General features: G+C 64.2%; 28 protein-coding genes. 22 read left to right on the top strand and 6 right to left on the bottom strand.

Annotated features, from left to right (window positions below):
• Positions 1 to 3 precede the first annotated feature (3 nt).
• The 18 genes from nifS (at position 4) to QX132_RS29755 (ending at position 10,063) form a co-directional block, all read left to right on the top strand.
• Positions 4 to 1,215 carry a cysteine desulfurase NifS gene (gene nifS, locus QX132_RS29840; RefSeq protein ID WP_316163564.1) on the top strand — a complete coding sequence of 404 codons (1,212 nt, stop codon included), beginning with the start codon at positions 4 to 6 and terminating at the stop codon, positions 1,213 to 1,215.
• Positions 1,215 to 1,436, top strand: coding sequence for a putative nitrogen fixation protein NifT (nifT, locus tag QX132_RS29835; protein ID WP_315713133.1), 222 nt, complete (start codon positions 1,215 to 1,217; stop codon positions 1,434 to 1,436). Before nifS ends, nifT begins: the two co-directional genes overlap by 1 nt.
• Positions 1,436 to 2,302 (top strand): SIR2 family protein, encoded by an 867-nt coding sequence (locus tag QX132_RS29830; protein WP_315740964.1) that lies wholly within the window; start codon positions 1,436 to 1,438, stop codon positions 2,300 to 2,302. The genes nifT and QX132_RS29830 overlap by 1 nt, the downstream gene beginning before the upstream one ends.
• A gap of 264 nt (positions 2,303 to 2,566) precedes the next feature.
• Positions 2,567 to 4,129: a nitrogenase cofactor biosynthesis protein NifB gene (gene nifB, locus QX132_RS29825; RefSeq protein ID WP_315756221.1), complete on the top strand. Its 1,563-nt coding sequence runs from the start codon at positions 2,567 to 2,569 to the stop codon at positions 4,127 to 4,129.
• Positions 4,130 to 4,184: 55 nt separating this feature from the next.
• On the top strand, positions 4,185 to 4,409 hold the full coding sequence (locus QX132_RS29820; RefSeq protein ID WP_006609676.1) for a YfhL family 4Fe-4S dicluster ferredoxin: 225 nt from the start codon (positions 4,185 to 4,187) through the stop codon (positions 4,407 to 4,409).
• A gap of 10 nt (positions 4,410 to 4,419) precedes the next feature.
• On the top strand, positions 4,420 to 4,749 hold the full coding sequence (locus tag QX132_RS29815; RefSeq protein WP_315740966.1) for an iron-sulfur cluster assembly accessory protein: 330 nt from the start codon (positions 4,420 to 4,422) through the stop codon (positions 4,747 to 4,749).
• Between the two features lie 11 nt (positions 4,750 to 4,760).
• Positions 4,761 to 5,294, top strand: coding sequence for a hypothetical protein (locus QX132_RS29810; protein WP_315771545.1), 534 nt, complete (start codon positions 4,761 to 4,763; stop codon positions 5,292 to 5,294).
• On the top strand, positions 5,287 to 6,060 hold the full coding sequence (locus tag QX132_RS29805) for a 4Fe4S-binding leucine-rich repeat protein (RefSeq protein WP_315740968.1): 774 nt from the start codon (positions 5,287 to 5,289) through the stop codon (positions 6,058 to 6,060). The genes QX132_RS29810 and QX132_RS29805 overlap by 8 nt, the downstream gene beginning before the upstream one ends.
• Entirely contained in the window at positions 6,057 to 6,380 is a 324-nt protein-coding gene (locus QX132_RS29800; RefSeq protein ID WP_315740969.1) for a nitrogen fixation protein NifZ, read from the top strand. The genes QX132_RS29805 and QX132_RS29800 overlap by 4 nt, the downstream gene beginning before the upstream one ends.
• Positions 6,377 to 6,616, top strand: coding sequence for a nitrogen fixation protein NifZ (locus QX132_RS29795; protein WP_315740970.1), 240 nt, complete (start codon positions 6,377 to 6,379; stop codon positions 6,614 to 6,616). Before QX132_RS29800 ends, QX132_RS29795 begins: the two co-directional genes overlap by 4 nt.
• A 15-nt stretch (positions 6,617 to 6,631) precedes the next feature.
• A complete protein-coding gene (locus QX132_RS29790) occupies positions 6,632 to 6,988 on the top strand; it encodes a DUF3024 domain-containing protein (protein WP_315740971.1) in 357 nt (118 codons plus the stop codon).
• 19 nt (positions 6,989 to 7,007) lie between these two features.
• Entirely contained in the window at positions 7,008 to 7,268 is a 261-nt protein-coding gene (locus QX132_RS29785) for a hypothetical protein (RefSeq protein ID WP_316163563.1), read from the top strand.
• A 2-nt stretch (positions 7,269 to 7,270) separates the two neighbouring features.
• Entirely contained in the window at positions 7,271 to 8,485 is a 1,215-nt protein-coding gene (locus QX132_RS29780) for a DegT/DnrJ/EryC1/StrS family aminotransferase (RefSeq protein WP_315740973.1), read from the top strand.
• A gap of 36 nt (positions 8,486 to 8,521) precedes the next feature.
• Entirely contained in the window at positions 8,522 to 8,830 is a 309-nt protein-coding gene (locus QX132_RS29775; protein WP_315740974.1) for a 2Fe-2S iron-sulfur cluster-binding protein, read from the top strand.
• 12 nt (positions 8,831 to 8,842) lie between these two features.
• On the top strand, positions 8,843 to 9,055 hold the full coding sequence (locus QX132_RS29770; protein ID WP_284423618.1) for a hypothetical protein: 213 nt from the start codon (positions 8,843 to 8,845) through the stop codon (positions 9,053 to 9,055).
• A 38-nt stretch (positions 9,056 to 9,093) separates the two neighbouring features.
• Positions 9,094 to 9,408, top strand: coding sequence for a DUF6156 family protein (locus tag QX132_RS29765; RefSeq protein WP_315796480.1), 315 nt, complete (start codon positions 9,094 to 9,096; stop codon positions 9,406 to 9,408).
• Between the two features lie 12 nt (positions 9,409 to 9,420).
• A complete protein-coding gene (locus QX132_RS29760; protein ID WP_315796482.1) occupies positions 9,421 to 9,588 on the top strand; it encodes a hypothetical protein in 168 nt (55 codons plus the stop codon).
• Positions 9,589 to 9,604: 16 nt separating this feature from the next.
• Entirely contained in the window at positions 9,605 to 10,063 is a 459-nt protein-coding gene (locus QX132_RS29755; RefSeq protein WP_315796484.1) for a group II truncated hemoglobin, read from the top strand.
• A 254-nt stretch (positions 10,064 to 10,317) separates the two neighbouring features.
• Here QX132_RS29755 and QX132_RS29750 read toward each other — a convergent pair whose 3' ends face one another.
• The 4 genes from QX132_RS29750 to QX132_RS29735 all read right to left on the bottom strand — a co-directional run bounded on the left by QX132_RS29750 (position 10,318) and on the right by QX132_RS29735 (position 12,329).
• Positions 10,318 to 10,560, bottom strand: a complete 243-nt coding sequence (locus QX132_RS29750) for a hypothetical protein (protein ID WP_315740978.1) — start codon at positions 10,558 to 10,560, stop codon at positions 10,318 to 10,320.
• 26 nt (positions 10,561 to 10,586) lie between these two features.
• On the bottom strand, positions 10,587 to 11,345 hold the full coding sequence (locus QX132_RS29745; RefSeq protein WP_316163562.1) for a dienelactone hydrolase family protein: 759 nt from the start codon (positions 11,343 to 11,345) through the stop codon (positions 10,587 to 10,589).
• Positions 11,346 to 11,382: 37 nt separating this feature from the next.
• Positions 11,383 to 11,745 carry an iron-sulfur cluster assembly protein gene (locus QX132_RS29740; protein WP_315741024.1) on the bottom strand — a complete coding sequence of 121 codons (363 nt, stop codon included), beginning with the start codon at positions 11,743 to 11,745 and terminating at the stop codon, positions 11,383 to 11,385.
• Positions 11,746 to 11,837: 92 nt separating this feature from the next.
• The gene (locus QX132_RS29735; RefSeq protein WP_315740980.1) at positions 11,838 to 12,329 is read right to left on the bottom strand and encodes a hypothetical protein; all 492 of its coding nucleotides are present in this window, start codon (positions 12,327 to 12,329) and stop codon (positions 11,838 to 11,840) included.
• A 272-nt stretch (positions 12,330 to 12,601) separates the two neighbouring features.
• Between QX132_RS29735 and QX132_RS29730 the strand changes: the two genes are divergently transcribed.
• From QX132_RS29730 to QX132_RS29720, 3 genes are read left to right on the top strand one after another with little or no spacing between them, the layout of a single operon-like run.
• Positions 12,602 to 12,835 carry a BolA family transcriptional regulator gene (locus tag QX132_RS29730; RefSeq protein WP_315740981.1) on the top strand — a complete coding sequence of 78 codons (234 nt, stop codon included), beginning with the start codon at positions 12,602 to 12,604 and terminating at the stop codon, positions 12,833 to 12,835.
• Positions 12,836 to 12,883: 48 nt separating this feature from the next.
• Positions 12,884 to 13,213 carry a Grx4 family monothiol glutaredoxin gene (grxD, locus tag QX132_RS29725; protein WP_316163561.1) on the top strand — a complete coding sequence of 110 codons (330 nt, stop codon included), beginning with the start codon at positions 12,884 to 12,886 and terminating at the stop codon, positions 13,211 to 13,213.
• Complete coding sequence (locus QX132_RS29720) at positions 13,210 to 13,572, top strand: (2Fe-2S) ferredoxin domain-containing protein (protein ID WP_316163560.1); 363 nt, start codon at positions 13,210 to 13,212, stop codon at positions 13,570 to 13,572. Before grxD ends, QX132_RS29720 begins: the two co-directional genes overlap by 4 nt.
• Positions 13,573 to 13,591: 19 nt before the next feature.
• Here QX132_RS29720 and QX132_RS29715 read toward each other — a convergent pair whose 3' ends face one another.
• Together QX132_RS29715 and QX132_RS29710 are read right to left on the bottom strand one after the other, a co-directional pair.
• Positions 13,592 to 14,011: an ArsC/Spx/MgsR family protein gene (locus tag QX132_RS29715; protein ID WP_315740984.1), complete on the bottom strand. Its 420-nt coding sequence runs from the start codon at positions 14,009 to 14,011 to the stop codon at positions 13,592 to 13,594.
• Between the two features lies 1 nt (position 14,012).
• Positions 14,013 to 14,444 (bottom strand): response regulator transcription factor, encoded by a 432-nt coding sequence (locus tag QX132_RS29710; protein ID WP_315741025.1) that lies wholly within the window; start codon positions 14,442 to 14,444, stop codon positions 14,013 to 14,015.
• A gap of 418 nt (positions 14,445 to 14,862) precedes the next feature.
• Between QX132_RS29710 and nifH the strand changes: the two genes are divergently transcribed.
• Positions 14,863 to 15,750, top strand: a complete 888-nt coding sequence (gene nifH, locus QX132_RS29705; protein WP_315756203.1) for a nitrogenase iron protein — start codon at positions 14,863 to 14,865, stop codon at positions 15,748 to 15,750.
• Positions 15,751 to 15,810 lie beyond the last annotated feature (60 nt).

Here is a 15,810-nt window from a genome sequence, read left to right as displayed (position 1 = left end):
GTCTTGCGTCCGGTCTATCTCGACAACAACGCGACGACCCGTGCGGATCCTGAGGTCGTCGCCGCGATGTTGCCGTTCTTCTCGGAGCAGTTCGGCAATGCGTCGTCCTCGCATGCGTTCGGCAGCGAGGTGGCCAGCGCCGTGAGACAGGCGCGCAAGGGCCTGCAGGCGCTGTTAGGGGCCGCCTTCGACCACGAGATCGTCTTCACGTCGGGCGGCACGGAATCCGATAACAGCGCGATCCTGTCGGCGCTGCAAACCCAGAGCGGCCGCGACGAGATCGTCACGACGGCGGTGGAGCATCCCGCAATCCTGTCGCTGGTCGAGTATCTCAGGGACAAGCGCGGCCTCGCGGTGCACCTGATCGGCGTCGATGCGGCCGGTTGCCTCGATCTCGAGGCCTACAAGCGCGCGCTCGGGCCCCGCACTGCGATCGCCTCGGTGATGTGGGCCAACAACGAGACCGGCACGCTGTTCCCGATTCCGGAGCTGGCGAAGCTCGCACATGACGCCGGTGCGCTGTTTCATACCGATGCCGTTCAGACTGTCGGCAAGGTCGCGATCGATTTGAAAGCTGCCGGCGTCGACATGCTGTCGTTGTCGGGCCACAAGCTGCACGGCCCCAAGGGTATCGGTGCGCTGTATGTCAGAAAGGGCACGCCGTTCGCGCCGCTGGTGCGCGGCGGCCCGCAGGAGCGCCGCCGCCGCGGCGGCACCGAGAACGTGCCTGCGATCATCGGTCTCGGCAAGGCGGCCGACCTCGCCGGACAACATCTTGCCGACGAGCAGGGCCGGGTGCGCGTGCTGCGCGACCGGCTGGAGCAGGGCATCATCCAGGACGTCGGCCATTGCGCCGTGCTGGGCGATATCGAGCACCGGCTGCCCAACACGTTGAACATCGCCTTCCAGCATCTCGAAGGTGAGCCGATCGTGATGCGCCTGAATCAGGCGGGCATCGCGGCTTCGCTCGGCTCGGCCTGCGCGTCCGGCTCGATGGAGCCGTCGCATGTGCTGCGCGCGATGAACGTGCCGTCGGATCTGCTCCGCGGCGCCGTCCGCTTCTCGCTATCGCGCGACACCACCGACGACGACATCACGCGCGTGCTGCAGGTCCTGCCCGACATCGTCGCCAGGCTGCGTGAGACCTCGCCGGCCTGGCTGCAGCATCATCCTTCACAATCGGCGGCCCCCCTTCGATCCACGGAGCTCACGTAATGAAAGTCATGATCCGCCGCTCGCCGGAAACGGGCCTGTCGATCTACGTCCCCAAGAAGGACCTCGAGGAGCCCATCGTCGAGTCCGAGCACGAGTCCTTGTGGGGTGGCTGGATTCGCATCGCCAATGGCTGGGTGCTCGAACTGCCGCAGATGGCCGCCGACACGCGGCTGCCGATCACGATCAATGCGCGCAAGCGCGGTGGCGAAGGGGACGAGTGATGAATGCGCCGCTTCCTCATATCGACATCGTCAGACAGGCTGATGCCGAAGCCCTGCTCAAGGACGTCGTGGCCCGGCTGAAGGCCGGCAAGGTCGTTCCGTATCTCGGTCCCGGCGTCTCGGAGCAATCCGGCGCGGCGGTGCCGATGAATCCTGAAGCGCTGGCCGCGTTCTTCGGCACCAAGGTGGCGCTGCCGCGCCGCGCCAAGGGCAATGCGTGGGCTTCCGCGCAGCACATCGAGAGCACGCGCCACCGCTCGACGGTGACGGCGCTGATGGCTGAAGCCTTTGCCGCGCCCGTCGCGCCGACACCGCTGCAGCAGTATCTGGCGTCGCTGCCGCTGCCGATGGTCGTCGACAGCTGGTATGACGGCGCGATGCGGACGGCGCTCGCCGGGCGCGGCGATTGGGGCGAGGTGCAGGGCATCACGCGGGCCGGAATCGGCGAGGACCGCTGGTATCGCTTCTACGACGCTGCGGGCGCCGAGAGCGATCGTGAGAAGGCCGGAAGCTGGACCACGCTGCTCTACAAGCCGCATGGCGGGACCACGCCAGCCAAGAACTTCCTGATCACAGACGCCGACTATGTCGAGGTCCTGACCGACATCGACATCCAGACGCCGATACCCGACACGGTCAAGGACCGGCGCACCGACCGAAGCTTCCTGTTCATCGGCTGCCGCTTCAACGACCAGTTGCTGCGCACCTATGGCCGTCAGGTGATCAAGCGCTCCGGCGCCGAGCATTACGTCCTGGTCGAGCCTGACTCATTGTCGAAGAACGAGCTGAAGTTCTTCATCGCCGAGCGGTTGACGCCGATCGCGATTCCGCTGGCCCGCGCGACCGAGATCATCATCGGCGGCTGAGCGAAACCACGACACCGGAAATCGAACAGCGCGGCCGCGAGCTGCGCTGTTTTGCCGTTCGTTCCTGTGTCCCAATTCGAGTCTGTAACGTTTCTAACAACGCCCGAAACGAGAGCCTTTCGCATGTTGGCAAGGCGACAGGCGCGAGGATCTGGCTAAGGCGTTGATAGTCTGACGAAATGATCTTGTACGCGGCGTGGCACGCGAGTTGCTGAACCCTAGCCCAAGGCGGTTTGCGGCTCGCCAGCAACGTAAGGAGCGGACATGGACGCGTCAGTGCAGCACGAACAGGCGACGATACCGGACGGCGACAAGCTGAGCTCGGTGATGCAGACCATCGCGGAACACAAGGGCTGCGGCACCTCGGGCGGCAGCGGCAAGGCGAGCTGCGGCTCGGGCGCCGGCGAGAACGACCTGCCGCCGGAGATATGGGAGAAGGTGAAGAACCATCCTTGCTACAGCGAGGAGGCGCATCATCACTACGCGCGCATGCACGTCGCCGTCGCGCCCGCCTGCAACATCCAGTGCAACTACTGCAACCGCAAATATGACTGCGCCAACGAGTCGCGTCCGGGCGTGGTCAGCGAGAAGCTGTCGCCGGAACAGGCCGCCAAGAAAGTGCTCGCTGTCGCCTCGACCATTCCGCAGATGACCGTGCTGGGCATTGCCGGTCCGGGCGATCCGCTCGCCAATCCGGAGAAGACGTTCAAGACCTTCGAGCTGATCGCTCGCACCGCCCCCGACATCAAGCTCTGCCTGTCGACCAACGGCCTCGCGCTGCCCGATCACGTCGACACCATCGCCGGCTTCAACGTCGATCACGTCACGATCACCATCAACATGGTTGATCCCGAGATCGGCGCCAAGATCTATCCGTGGGTGTTCTGGAAGCACAAGCGCTACACCGGCGTCGAAGCCGCCAAGCTCCTCACCGATCGGCAGCTGCAGGGGCTGGAGATGCTGACCGAGCGCGGCATCCTCTGCAAGGTCAACTCGGTGATGATCCCGGGCGTCAACGACAAGCACCTCGTCGAGGTCAACAAGGCGGTGAAGTCGCGTGGCGCCTTCCTGCACAACATCATGCCGCTGATCTCCTCGCCGGAGCACGGCACCGTGTTCGGCCTGACCGGCCAGCGCGGCCCGACCGCGCAGGAGCTGAAGGCGCTGCAGGACGAGTGCGAAGGCGAGATGAACATGATGCGGCATTGCCGGCAATGCCGTGCCGACGCGGTGGGCCTGCTCGGCGAGGACCGCTCCGCCGAATTCACCACCGACAAGATCATGGCGATGGAGGTGAACTACGACATCGACAGCCGCAAGGCGTATCAGGAGGCGGTCGAGCAGGAGCGTGTCGCCAAGGTCGTGGCGAAGCAGGAGGAGCTCGCCTCGCTCGCCGGCCAGTCCAGCGACATCAAGCTGCTGATCGCGGTTGCGACCAAGGGCTCGGGCCTGATCAACGAGCATTTCGGACACGCCAAGGAGTTCCAAGTCTACGAGCTTTCCACGGCCGGAGCCAAGTTCGTCGGTCACCGCCGCGTCGACCTGTACTGCCAGGGCGGCTATGGCGACGAGGACAGCCTGGAGACCGTCATCCGCGCCATCAACGACTGCCATGCGGTGTTCGTGGCCAAGATCGGCGGCTGCCCGAAGAGCGACCTGCAGGCCGCGGGCATCGAGCCGGTCGATCAGTTCGCCCATGAGTTCATCGAGAAGTCCGCGATCGCCTGGTTCAAGAGCTACCTCGACAAGGTGAACAGCGGCGAGATCCAGCACGTCGTGCGCGGTGACGCCGAAATTCGCCAGGGCGCCCTGATCTCGGCAGCGTGACATCAGACCCCGGCGGCGCCGTCGCGTCGCCGGGCCCCTTCGACAGGAGCCTTTGATGACCTTGAAGATCATTGCCTCGCAGTGCACGAGCTGCTCGGCCTGTGAACCCGAATGTCCGAACGTGGCGATCTCGGAGAAGAACGGCACCTTCGTGATCGATCCGAAGAAGTGCACGGAATGCATCGGCCATTTCGACGAGCCGCAATGCGCGGCGGTCTGCCCGGTCGACAACACCTGCGTGATCGACAATTCGTTCCCGCGCTACCAGCCGCCGGCTTGAGGAGAGCCAGATGAATTTCACCCTTACGCCAGCCGCGCAGAAGTTCATGCGCATGATGCTGCGGGCTGACGGCACTGCGGGCTCTGGCTTCCGTCTCGCGGTGTCGCCCGGCGGTTGCTCGGGACTTGCCGCCGATATCACCGTCCTCGCGACGCCGCAGCCCGGCGATGCGGTGGTTGAACGCGATGGCGTCAGGCTGTTCCTGCCGGCGGAGAGCCGTTTGCTGCTCGACGGCGTCACCATCGACTTCGCGGATACCGCGACGCAGACCGGCCTCGTGTTTCACGATCCGAAGCAGGTCTCGTGCTCGACCCATGCCTTGAAGGCGCTGGAGCACTAGGACAGCTCGCCATGCCCACCGACGCCCGGCCCAGCTCTCAGACCGCCATCGAGGACGCGCTGCTTGCCGACGCGCTGCTCGGCGGCGGCCTACCGGAGGAGGCCGAGTATCATCTGTGGCAGGCGGGCCAGAGCTATCATCTCGACGATGTCGCGGAGACGCATCTGAAAAAGGCGGAAGCGCTGGCGCCTGGGCATGCGGCGGTCCTGATCGGCTTCTACCGGTTCTATTTCTACAAGGGACGGCTCGCTGACGCGTTGCGCATCGCCAAGCGGTGCCTCGCCAAGGCGGCCGTCGAGAACCGCTTGCCGCCGCATTGGCGCGACGTTCGCGCCAGTCATGCCGAGTTCGGCAGCTATGACAACATGCTGCCGCGCTTCTTCATGTTCACCTTGAAGGGATACGCCTATTTGCAGATGCGCCTCGGCAATCTCGTCGAGGGACGGCTCGCGGTGCAAAAGCTGCTCGAGCTCGATCCCAGCGACAAGATCGGCGCACGCGTCCTGCTCGAGGTGGTCGACCGGGTGGAGCTCGACGATGAATGACGACATCGACGAGGCCATCGACTGGCAGGGTAACGAGATCAGTTGTGCAGGCTGCGAACACGCGCAGCTCAACGCATCCGGCGGCTGTCGCCTTCGGCACGCCTGCGTGCACGACCGCTACGCCCGCCGCATCGACCGCTTCTTCAACTGGAATCCGGCGCTCGCCAACGGCTACGTCAAGCATCCGCATTTCGAGGTGCGTGCTATCGCGGCCAAGCATGCCAGCCCGTTCTTTCTGCCTCCGCTGCTCGATGATCCCGAGGAGACGGTGCGCTGGAACGCTGCGCGGCGGCTGCCGAAGCGGCTGGTGCTGCGGCTGCGCCATGATCCGCATCGCGAGGTCCGCATCCGGATCGCGACGGTGCTCGATCCGGAAGATCTGATGCCGATGATGATGGACGACGACTATTACGTCCGTCTCGTCGTGGCGCGCCGCATCGTGCCGTCCGTGCTGGGCCGCATGATGGGAGACCCGGAGGCCGAGGTCCGCCGCGTCGTCGCGCGGCGCATCCCGAGCGACTGGCTGCTCGGCATGATCAGCGACCCCGATCCGCGAGTGCGGCTCGAGATCGCCGAGCGCCTCGCGCCGGATCTCCTCACCGCGATGCGCAAGGACGCCGATTGGCGGGTGCGTCACGAGGTGGCGAGCCGGATCGCGCTCAGTGAGCTCGCGGAGCTGGTGCGCGACGAGGACCCGCTGGTGCAGGAGATGGCGCGCGGCCGGCTCGCGAGCCGCTTCGGAGCTGCGATGGAGAAACCGGCATGAGCAACATCGTTCGTGACAGCGAGGTCGTGGAGTTGTCGGCGCCGCCGTATTTCACGTTTGGCGAGAAGGTCAAGGCGAAGCGCACGATCCGCAACGACGGCACCTATGCAGGCAAGGAGATCGGCGAGGTCCTCGCGAAGAAGGGCGAGATCGGCTACGTCGTGTCGATCGGGACCTTCCTGCAGCAGTTCTACATCTACGGCGTCGAGTTTCTCGAAAGCGGGAACCGCGTCGGCATGAAACGCAAGGAGCTCGAGTCCACCGTTCCCCGCGGGGAGGCCGAGGACGAGCTGCCGCTGCCGGGAGCATACAAGTCATGATCGAGCCGCGCCTGCCGAAATATCAATGGGGTCAGCGCGTGAAGGCGCTGATCGATCTCGTCAACGACGGTTCGTTCCCGAATGCGCCGGCCGAGGCCAAGCTCGTCGGCGTTGGCGACTTGGGCGAGATCGTCCAGGTCGGCACCCATACGGAAGCGAACATGCCGATCTATCTCGTCGAGTTCGGCGAGCAGCTGGTGGTGGGCTGTCTCGAAGAGGAGATCGTCCCGGTCTAAGGGAGATGATCAGCCATGGCCGCAACCGCGCTCAAGCCCAGGGTCATTCTGCCCGCACATCCCAACGAGCTGGATCGCAGGCGGATCGAGCGCGCGCTGAAGTCGCGCAAGCGCTATCGCTATGTCGAGCCGACGGTCTTGCCGGTCAACGAGGGGTATCACGTCAGGAGCCCGTGCTGCTCACGCAACATCGACAAGGACGGCGGGGTGATCGACGTCGCTTTGCTGCGTCACGATCCGGCGAATGCGATGTGGAAGCTGTTCTGGAGAGATCACGGCCAGGGAACGTGGGAGCTGCACAGCGTGCACAAGCGGTTGACCGCGGCGGTCGACGAGCTGAACGCCGACCCTGAGCGGATATTCTGGCAGTAGGACGAAGAGGACGGGTGACATGGCACTTGCCGAGCAGGAACTGAATGAGATCGAGCAGGTCCTCAATGGACCCGATGCCGGCAGCGCGGCGTTCGGCGAATTGCGCCGTCGCTTCCCCAAGCTGGTCCTGACGCGTTGCGATGCCTCCGACGTAACCGAACAGCCGTTCCGCAGCTACGCGGCGTTCGACCTGCATCTGCTCGATGCCAGCGACCATTGCGCCGGCGTGACCGACGATCCCGCGAAGGCCACCGGCCTGATCCTGGCCAGGCGGAGCTGATCATGACCAAGCCCTATCTGGTGCATGACGCCGATCGACAGGAGCAGGACGAGGCTGAGTTGACGCCGGTCGGTTTCGACTTCATCCCGTTGTCCGATCCTGACATCACGACGGCGGAGATCGCCGCCGTGGAGGCGACTTTGCGGTCGCCGCGGCTGTCCTGCGGTCCGCTCGTCGAGGAATTCGAAGCGGCATTCGCGGCCTATCTCGGCCGCAAATATGCCATCGCGGTGCCGAGCGGGACGCTGGGCCTGGTGCTCGTCCTCAAGGCTATGGGGATCGGCCCCGGCGACGAGGTGATCGCGTCGTCCTATTCGTTCCGCGAGGTCGCGCACGCGATCAGTATCGTCGGCGCTAAGCCGGTCTTCGTCGATATCGACTACTATTCGGGCACGCTGGCGCCAAGCAAGATCGAGGCGCGCCTCACTGAGAAGACCAAGGCAATCCTGGCCGGCAACACCAACGGGCATCCGGCCAAATGGTCGGAGCTGCAGGCGATCGCCAAGGCGCACAATCTGCCCCTGATCGAGGATTCGACCGAGGCGATCGGCTCGAAATATCAGGGCGCGCTGGTCGGCACCTTCGGCGTCGCGTCGGTGTTCGATTTCTCGCAGCCTTTTGCATTGACCTGCGGTGAGGGCGGCATGGTCGTCACGGATGACGTCGACATTGCGGTCGCCGTACGTCGCCACCGCTTGCACCGGCTGGACGAGCGCGGTTCGGTCGTGGTCAGCAGCAGCCCGTCCCACCAGGCTGTCATGAGCGACGTGACGGCGGCGCTGGGCCTCGCACAGCTGAGGCGAGTCGACGAGATCCTCGAACGCCGCAAGCTGATCGAGCAGATCTATTATAGCCAAGTGCAATCGTTCGAGGGAATCAAGGATCCCTATGTCGGGCCTGATGTCACCGAGGTGAACTGGTTCCTGTATCAGGTGCATCTGGGCACGCGGTTCTCGAAGTCGAGCCGCGATTCGATCGTCGAGGATCTCAGGGTCGAACAGGTCGAGGCGATCGCTTATTCCAATCCGCTGCATCTGCAACGACACTATTTCAACATGGGCTATCGGCGGGGCGACTATCTCGTGACCGAGAAGGTCGCCGATCGCGTCGTAGCCCTGCCGTTCCACGTCCACCTGACCACGGACCAGATCGCCTTCATCGTGGCGACCATGAAGGACGCATCGGTCAATGTCGGAGCGGGCGCGGCGATCTACTGACGAGTTCTGATCTCAAACTGGAAGAGGAGAATCCAAGTGGCGACATTGACGGTAATGCCATCAGGCAAGACGATCGAGGTGGGCGAGGGCACCACCATTCTCGCGGCGCTGCTCGGCGCCGAGGTCGACATCCAGCACAAATGCGAGGGCCAGGCGAAGTGCGGCTCCTGTCACATCTTTCTGCAGGAGGGACGCAAGGGCGTGTCGAAGGTCTCCAAGCTGGAGAACGAGAAGCTCGACACCATCGTCGGCGTCGGCTCGAAATCCCGGCTCGCGTGCCAGGCGACCATCCTGGGCACCGAGAACGTCAAGATCGAGTTGCTCGGCTTTGGCTCGGGTCTGTAACAGGAGGATCAGATGGACAATGTGACGCTCCATGTCCGCTTTGCCAATGACGGCACGGTGGCTGAAATCAGCGAGCGGCCGGTCGGCCTGACGCCGCAGCAATGGTTCGACAAGTTGAGTGAGGCGATCGGAATGAAGGCCTATCAGACCTTCGCCGGCGGCCGCGGCGTGTTTAAGGTGGCGCGCGACCAGATCGAGGCCTTGAAGACCGCAGCCGTGTCGTGACGGCTGCACTGCGGACTCATGCTTGAAGCGGCTGCGTAATGACGGATACAGGGCGGGATTGCCGGTTCTTCGTCTCGTATACGGGCATCAAGCTGCCGCTGCGGCTGGTCACGGCGATCGCGCCGGAGCAGCTGTCGAACCGCAACACCTTCATCCGCGGCTATTTCGATGCCGCGGGTGCGCTCACCGGATTCGAAAAGATCGTCTATGGTGAGATCGAGCTCACGCATCGCTACAGCTACCATGCCAATGGGGCGCTGAGCCGGGCCGAGATCGTGATGCTCGACGAGGATCCGGTGACGCTCAATTTCGACGAGAACGGCGTCCCTGTCGCTGGACAGGCCGCTGCGTGAGGAGGAGGGATCGTGACCGTCGCCAAGCTGATCGAGGCTCTTGCCAGCATGCCGAAGGACGCTATCGTGTTGATGGACAACGGCGGCGGATTGTCGCGTGTCGATACGCTGGAGCTTGTGGACGAGCAGGGACCCGGCGCCCCGGCTGAGGTCATCCTGCAGCCGAGCTTGGACGAGTAGAGACAGGAACGGCCGGATGGCGGACGCTGGGACTTCAGAGACTGGAACTCCGGGCGCAGGGCCGGTCGCGACCCCCTATGAGCGGATCGGCGGTGCCGTCGTGGTCGACCGTCTCGTCGAATCCTTCTACCATCGAATGGATACTTTGCCCGATGCCAAGGGCATCCGCGCCATGCACGGCAGCAATCTCGGGCCTATCAAGCACATCCTGAAGCGCTATCTCTCCGAATGGCTTGGCGGCCCCAAGCTGTACTCGCCCGAGAAAGGCCATCCGCGGCTGCGCCAGCGTCACATGGGCTTTGCCATCGGCAATGCCGAGCGCGACGCCTGGCTGCTGTGCATGCGCGGCGCGCTCGAGGAGACGGTGACCGACGTCCAGGCGCGGCACGACGTCGACGCCGCCATGACGAAGCTCGCCGACTGGATGCGCAACCAGGCCGGCAACCCGCACGATGCTCGCGCCGCGCGGCCATAGGCCTGCGGTTGCGTCATTGCGAGGAGCAAGGCGACGAAGCAATCCAGAATCGTCGTGTTGCGCTAGATTGCTTCGCTGCGCTCGCAATGACGGAGACTGCGCCGACGCCTAGGGTGGGCAAAGCGAAGCGTGCCCACCGCGACTCCATCAGCCGATGATAGCCGATGGAATGATGGGCACGGCGAGCTTCGGGCAAGCCTAGCAATTGCCGCCGGTGGCGCCTTTGCCCACCCTACGGCTCCGGAACGGCCGAGCTAATACAATGGCACGCCGAAGAAGTTCTCGTCGTCGCCGCCCCAGGCGCGGTGTAGCGCCAGGGCGTTCTGCCATTGCATCATCTCGGCCTCGCTGGCATTGCGATGCGTGATCCTGCCGTCCGGCACCTCGGCGAGCAGAAAAGGCTTGCCGTTGCGGATGAAGCGGTTGAGATCCTTGGTGTCGTTGGGGCGCACGACGCAACGTGGCCGCTCGTCGATGAGGATGGTGGTCGGCAGCATCGCGGCGCTCTCACTCCATCGGATTGTCAATCAGCCGGCGGTCCCATGTCGTCGTCGGCTTTCTTCTTCTTTTTCTTGTCGGTCTTGGCCAGCGCATAGGCGCCGGCGTTCTTCAGCGTGATCGGCGGCTGCCCGACGATATATTGCGAGATCCACGCCAGGGTCCGGTCATGTGCCAGCGTGGCTGCAGATTCATCATAAGTCTCGCCGTCACCGTCGAACGCATGCGCGGCATTCGGATAGGAGAACGCGCTGACCTCGGGATGATAGGCGCGGAACATGGTCACCTCCGCGAACGGCACGACGATGTCGGCCTCGCCGAAATGGAGCAGCGTCGGAATCTTGCGCTTGGCGCCGGCCGCGTTGACGACACCTGTCGCGTAGTAACTCACCGCGCAGGCCACACCGGAGACGCGGTTGGCCGCGTCGTAGGCGAGACCGCCCCCGGCGCCGAAGCCGACCACCGCCACCTTGCCGCATTCCTTGACGCTGTCGACCGTTGACTGGATCTCGGCGAGCAGCGGCGCTGCCGGGTCCGGCACGGTCTTGGCCGGCTCGCCCTCCGTTGCCGCGTCGATCGCCGCAGGAGGCGACAGCTCCGGCGCAATCACGACATATCCGCTGGCCGCAAAGGCATCGGCGACCTTGCGCAGCTTGCCGGCAGCGCCGGTGCCATCCGGCAGGACGACGATCGCCCCCTTCGGCGCATCGGCTGGATCGGCACGAAACGCCTGAAAGGTATGGCCGTCGCTGGCGGTCAGCTTGATCGTGCTCTCCGTAGGCATGTGATGCTCCTGCTCCTGTTGGCGCGGCTCGCGCGCGTTACAACAAACCCAGCTCCAGCGCGGTCTCTTCGGACATGCGCGACTTGTCCCATGGCGGCTCGAACACGAGCGTGACTTTCACCGACGCGACGCCGTCGACGGCCTGTACGGCGTCCTCCACCATGCGGACGATCTCGCTTGCGACCGGGCAGCCAGGCGCCGTCAGGGTCATGTCGATCTCGACGACGCCGCCGCCCTCGTGCGCGATTCGATAGACCAGGCCGAGATCGTAGACGTTCACCGGAATTTCCGGGTCGTAGACCGTCCGCAACGCGGCAATCACGCTCTCGGCGGCATTCCGGGAGCCGCTCGCTACGGCGTTCTGTGCCGGGGAAGGAGAGGGCGGGGCGTGCATCGTCATCATGCGTTGGTTCCTCTCATGATCCTGGTTCGCACCGGGGGATGGTCGTTGGAATTCGTGTCATGTTCGCTCTGCTCATGCTTGGCGTCGCCTCAATCAGAACCGAGCCCCTCGGCCAGCGCGGCGACGACCGGCCATCCGACGGCGCCGGCGGGATCCAGTCGCCGCAGCGCCGCGAGCATTTCGGCAGCCCCCTCGGAATCAGTCTTGCGCAGATGAATGAAGGCGAGTGCCTTCAGTGTGTAGAGCGCGAAGCGGCCGGCGCCATCCGGCAGCGGATCATGCGGCGTCCAGTGCCGCCAATCACGTGGCCAGCCGGCTTGGCGCGCCGCTTCCGCAAGGCCCAGCTCGGCGACCGCCTCTGCCTCGTCGAGATGGCCTTGATAGGTGTGAATCTTGTACAGACAGAAGTAGGTCGGCAGCTGCTGCGGAGCGGTCGCCAGCGCCTGGCGAAACAGCCGGTCCGCCTGCGCGTGGTCGCGGCGGTACGCCGCCACGCCCTGTTGCAGCAGCGCATCGATCTCCTGCGGCAGATCGCCGAAGTTGATCGTGTCGGGTTCGCTGACGAGTTCGAGCATCTGCATTGACCTCGATCAAATCACTGCAAGACGCGGACCGTTTTCGAGCGGGTGCAGCGGCGCCAGAGTCGGTACAAGGCGGGGTGGAAGAACGGGCCGATGTTGGATTTTGAACGCGGCCTCTTCGCTGCCCCGTGGCTGATGTAGCAAAGACGACGCAACGCGGGCGGTTTGGCCTGGGCAAGTCGTCAGATGCCGACGAGCCGGCGATTGCCGCCCGCAAATGACTGGTTCGGAGCTTGCATGAGGCCTTCATCAATCCAGCGGGAGTGGCAGCGATGGCGATGGCAGCAACGGATATCGAGCGTCTGATCAAGGAGGCGTTCCCGGATGCCGTCGTCCTGATCGAGGATCTGGCAGGCGATGGCGACCATTATTCGGCGCGCGTCACCTCACAGGCTTTCGTTGGAAAGAGCCGGGTGCAACAGCATCAGATGGTCTATTCGGCTCTCAAGGGCCAGATGGGCGGCGTGCTGCATGCGCTGGCGCTCGAGACGTCATTGCCGAAGTGATCGTTGCGATCCGGCTGATCGGTCGCATTCAGGGAAAGGATCCAGTCTATGTCGACATCCGAACGCATTCAGAAGCTGATCGACAGCAATGATGTCGTGCTGTTCATGAAGGGCGTGCCGGCCGCGCCGCAATGCGGCTTCTCCGCCGCGGTGGCGCAGATCCTGGCCAAGCTGGACGTGGCTTACGAGAGCGTCAACGTGCTCGCCGATCCCTTCATTCGCGAGGGCATCAAGGAGTTCTCCAACTGGCCGACCATTCCGCAGCTTTATGTGAAGGGCGAATTCGTCGGCGGCTGCGACATCGTGCGCGAGATGTTCCAGGCCGGCGAGCTCGCGACGCTGTTCGCCGACAAGGGTATCAAGGCGCCTGCGTCATGAGCGATTCTGATGTTGTCGAGGCGGATGATTCATTCGAGATTCCGCAGCTCTACAAATACCACGCCTTCGTCTGCCTGACGCAGCGTCCGCCCGGACATCCGCGCGGCAGCTGCGGCGCGCTCGGCGTACAGCCGCTGTGGGACCGGCTGACCAAGACCATCGAGGCGCAGCGGCTGACGGACATCGGCGTCACCGCGGCCGGCTGCTTCGGCTTCTGCAGCGCGGGACCGATGATGGTGGTCTATCCGGACGGCGTCTGGTATCGGCCGACCGGGCCCGAGGATATCGACGAGATCGTCGAATCCCACTTCAAGCAGGGCAAGCGCGTCGATCGCCTGGTCATGGTGTTGAAGCGCTGAGCTTGCAGAACGGAGCCGCTCAACGCGGCTCCGGACAAGGTGTCGACCCCTCCGGACGCGTGCAGCCCTGGACATCGTCCAGATCGTCGCCCTGCCGGAGCAGCGAGATCACGGGTTCACGATCGAAGCCGGCGCAGCACCGGCCGCCGGCTTCGATCAATGGCCGACGGATCAGCAGCGGATCCTCGAGCATCAGGTCGATCGCTGCGACGGCTTCGATTGTCTCTGGCTCGATCGCTCCCGATTTCACGCGCGGCGAGGCTGGATTGAACCAGCTCCAGACGGGCGTCCCGGCGAAATACGCCCGCAGCCGCTCGCCGGTCCAGGGCTCGGTCAAGAGATTCCTGGCGACGACATCGTGGCCGGCGCGTGCCAGCATCAGCTTCTGCCGGGCGTTGGTGCCGCAGCCCGGCTTCTCATAGAAGACGACGGTCGTCACGTCAGGCGCCGCCGAGCTGGACCAGCTGCGCGCCGCCGGCGCGGCCGAGAATGGTGTCGACCTTCTTGCGCACCGACTCGATCGTAAGCGGCTTGACCACGGCGCCATGCGCGCCGGCCTTGAGACCTTCGATCGCGATCGCCTCGTCGGCCTTGGCGGTCACGATCAGAATCCGCACGCCTTTGAACTTCGCCAGGATTTCGCGGACGAGCTCGGGGCCGCGTTGCTTCAAGAAGGAAACCCCGAGCAGCACTACGTTCGGTGCCAGCCAATCGACGCCCTTCTCATACGCCTCCTCTGGCGTCGCCAATTCATGTGTCTCGATTTCATCGTGCAACATGAACTGCAGGGCCGCGCGCGTGATCTCGTCGTCATCGATCACGAACACGCGCCGCTGGTCCACCGCCTTGGCCGTTTCCACTCCGATCTGCATTGCATCCTCCTCAACGTTGTCAGCGTCTGTGCCGCAGGGCTGCGGAGGGGGATCTAGCAAATCTCGTTCCGGGTCCTGCACGGCTGAAACGGCGCAGCCGTTGTGTCGTTTCAGACAGGGCTGCGTGTCGTCGCATCTTGCGAAGCATTCCGATGTCGGGTTTGCAACAACCCGCAATCGCGTCCGGATTGCTCGGCATCTCCTTTGAAACATGATCGTTTTGGCGCTGTGCGCGTGCTGGCACAGCGGTTGCAAAACTGCGCTCAGGCAATGGTTGAGGGCTGAGTGCACGCCGACGCTTCGGACGAGCGATGCTCTCCTTCCCAACAACCCGTCTGCCGGTTCGGACACAAAGAGGACGCGGTCACGCTCTGCTGCAAGCGGGCGCGACATAGGCAATCGGTTGATGGAGAGCAGAATGTCATCACTGCGACAAATCGCATTCTACGGCAAAGGCGGCATCGGCAAGTCGACGACGTCGCAAAATACCCTGGCCGCGCTGGCCGAGATGGGTCACCGGATCCTGATCGTCGGCTGCGATCCGAAAGCGGATTCGACCCGCCTGATCCTGCACGCCAAGGCGCAGGACACGATTCTGAGCCTGGCCGCTGCCGCGGGCAGCGTCGAGGACCTCGAGATCGAAGAGGTCATGAAGGTCGGCTATCGCGACATCCGTTGCGTCGAGTCCGGTGGTCCGGAGCCGGGCGTCGGTTGCGCCGGCCGCGGCGTCATCACATCGATCAACTTCCTGGAAGAGAACGGCGCCTATGAGGACATCGACTACGTGTCCTACGACGTGCTCGGCGACGTGGTCTGCGGCGGCTTCGCGATGCCGATCCGCGAGAACAAGGCGCAGGAGATCTACATCGTGATGTCCGGCGAGATGATGGCGATGTATGCCGCCAACAACATCTCCAAGGGCATTCTGAAATATGCGAATTCCGGCGGCGTGCGCCTGGGCGGCCTGGTCTGCAACGAGCGCCAGACCGACAAGGAGCTGGAGCTGGCGGAGGCGCTGGCGAAGAAGCTCGGCACCCAGCTGATCTACTTCGTGCCGCGCGACAACATCGTGCAGCACGCCGAGCTGCGCCGCATGACCGTGCTGGAATATGCGCCGGACTCGGTCCAGGCCGGCCACTACCGCTCGCTGGCCCAGAAGATCCACGTCAACGCCGGCAAGGGCATCATCCCGACCCCGATCACGATGGACGAGCTCGAAGACATGCTGATGGAGCACGGCATCATGAAGGCCGTCGACGAGAGCCAAATCGGAAAGACTGCCGCCGATCTCGCCGCAACGGCTTAAGCAGTCTTGGTACCGGCCTTCCTCCCGTCGGAAGGCCGGTACCTCATCGCATGTCCCGCC

Origin of the sequence: Bradyrhizobium sp. SZCCHNRI20481, from assembly GCF_032485055.1 — a bacterium.
In the GTDB taxonomy this organism is placed as follows: domain Bacteria; phylum Pseudomonadota; class Alphaproteobacteria; order Rhizobiales; family Xanthobacteraceae; genus Bradyrhizobium.
Note: the sequence above shows the minus strand (reverse complement) of the source record. Positions and strands in the feature narration are given on the sequence as shown.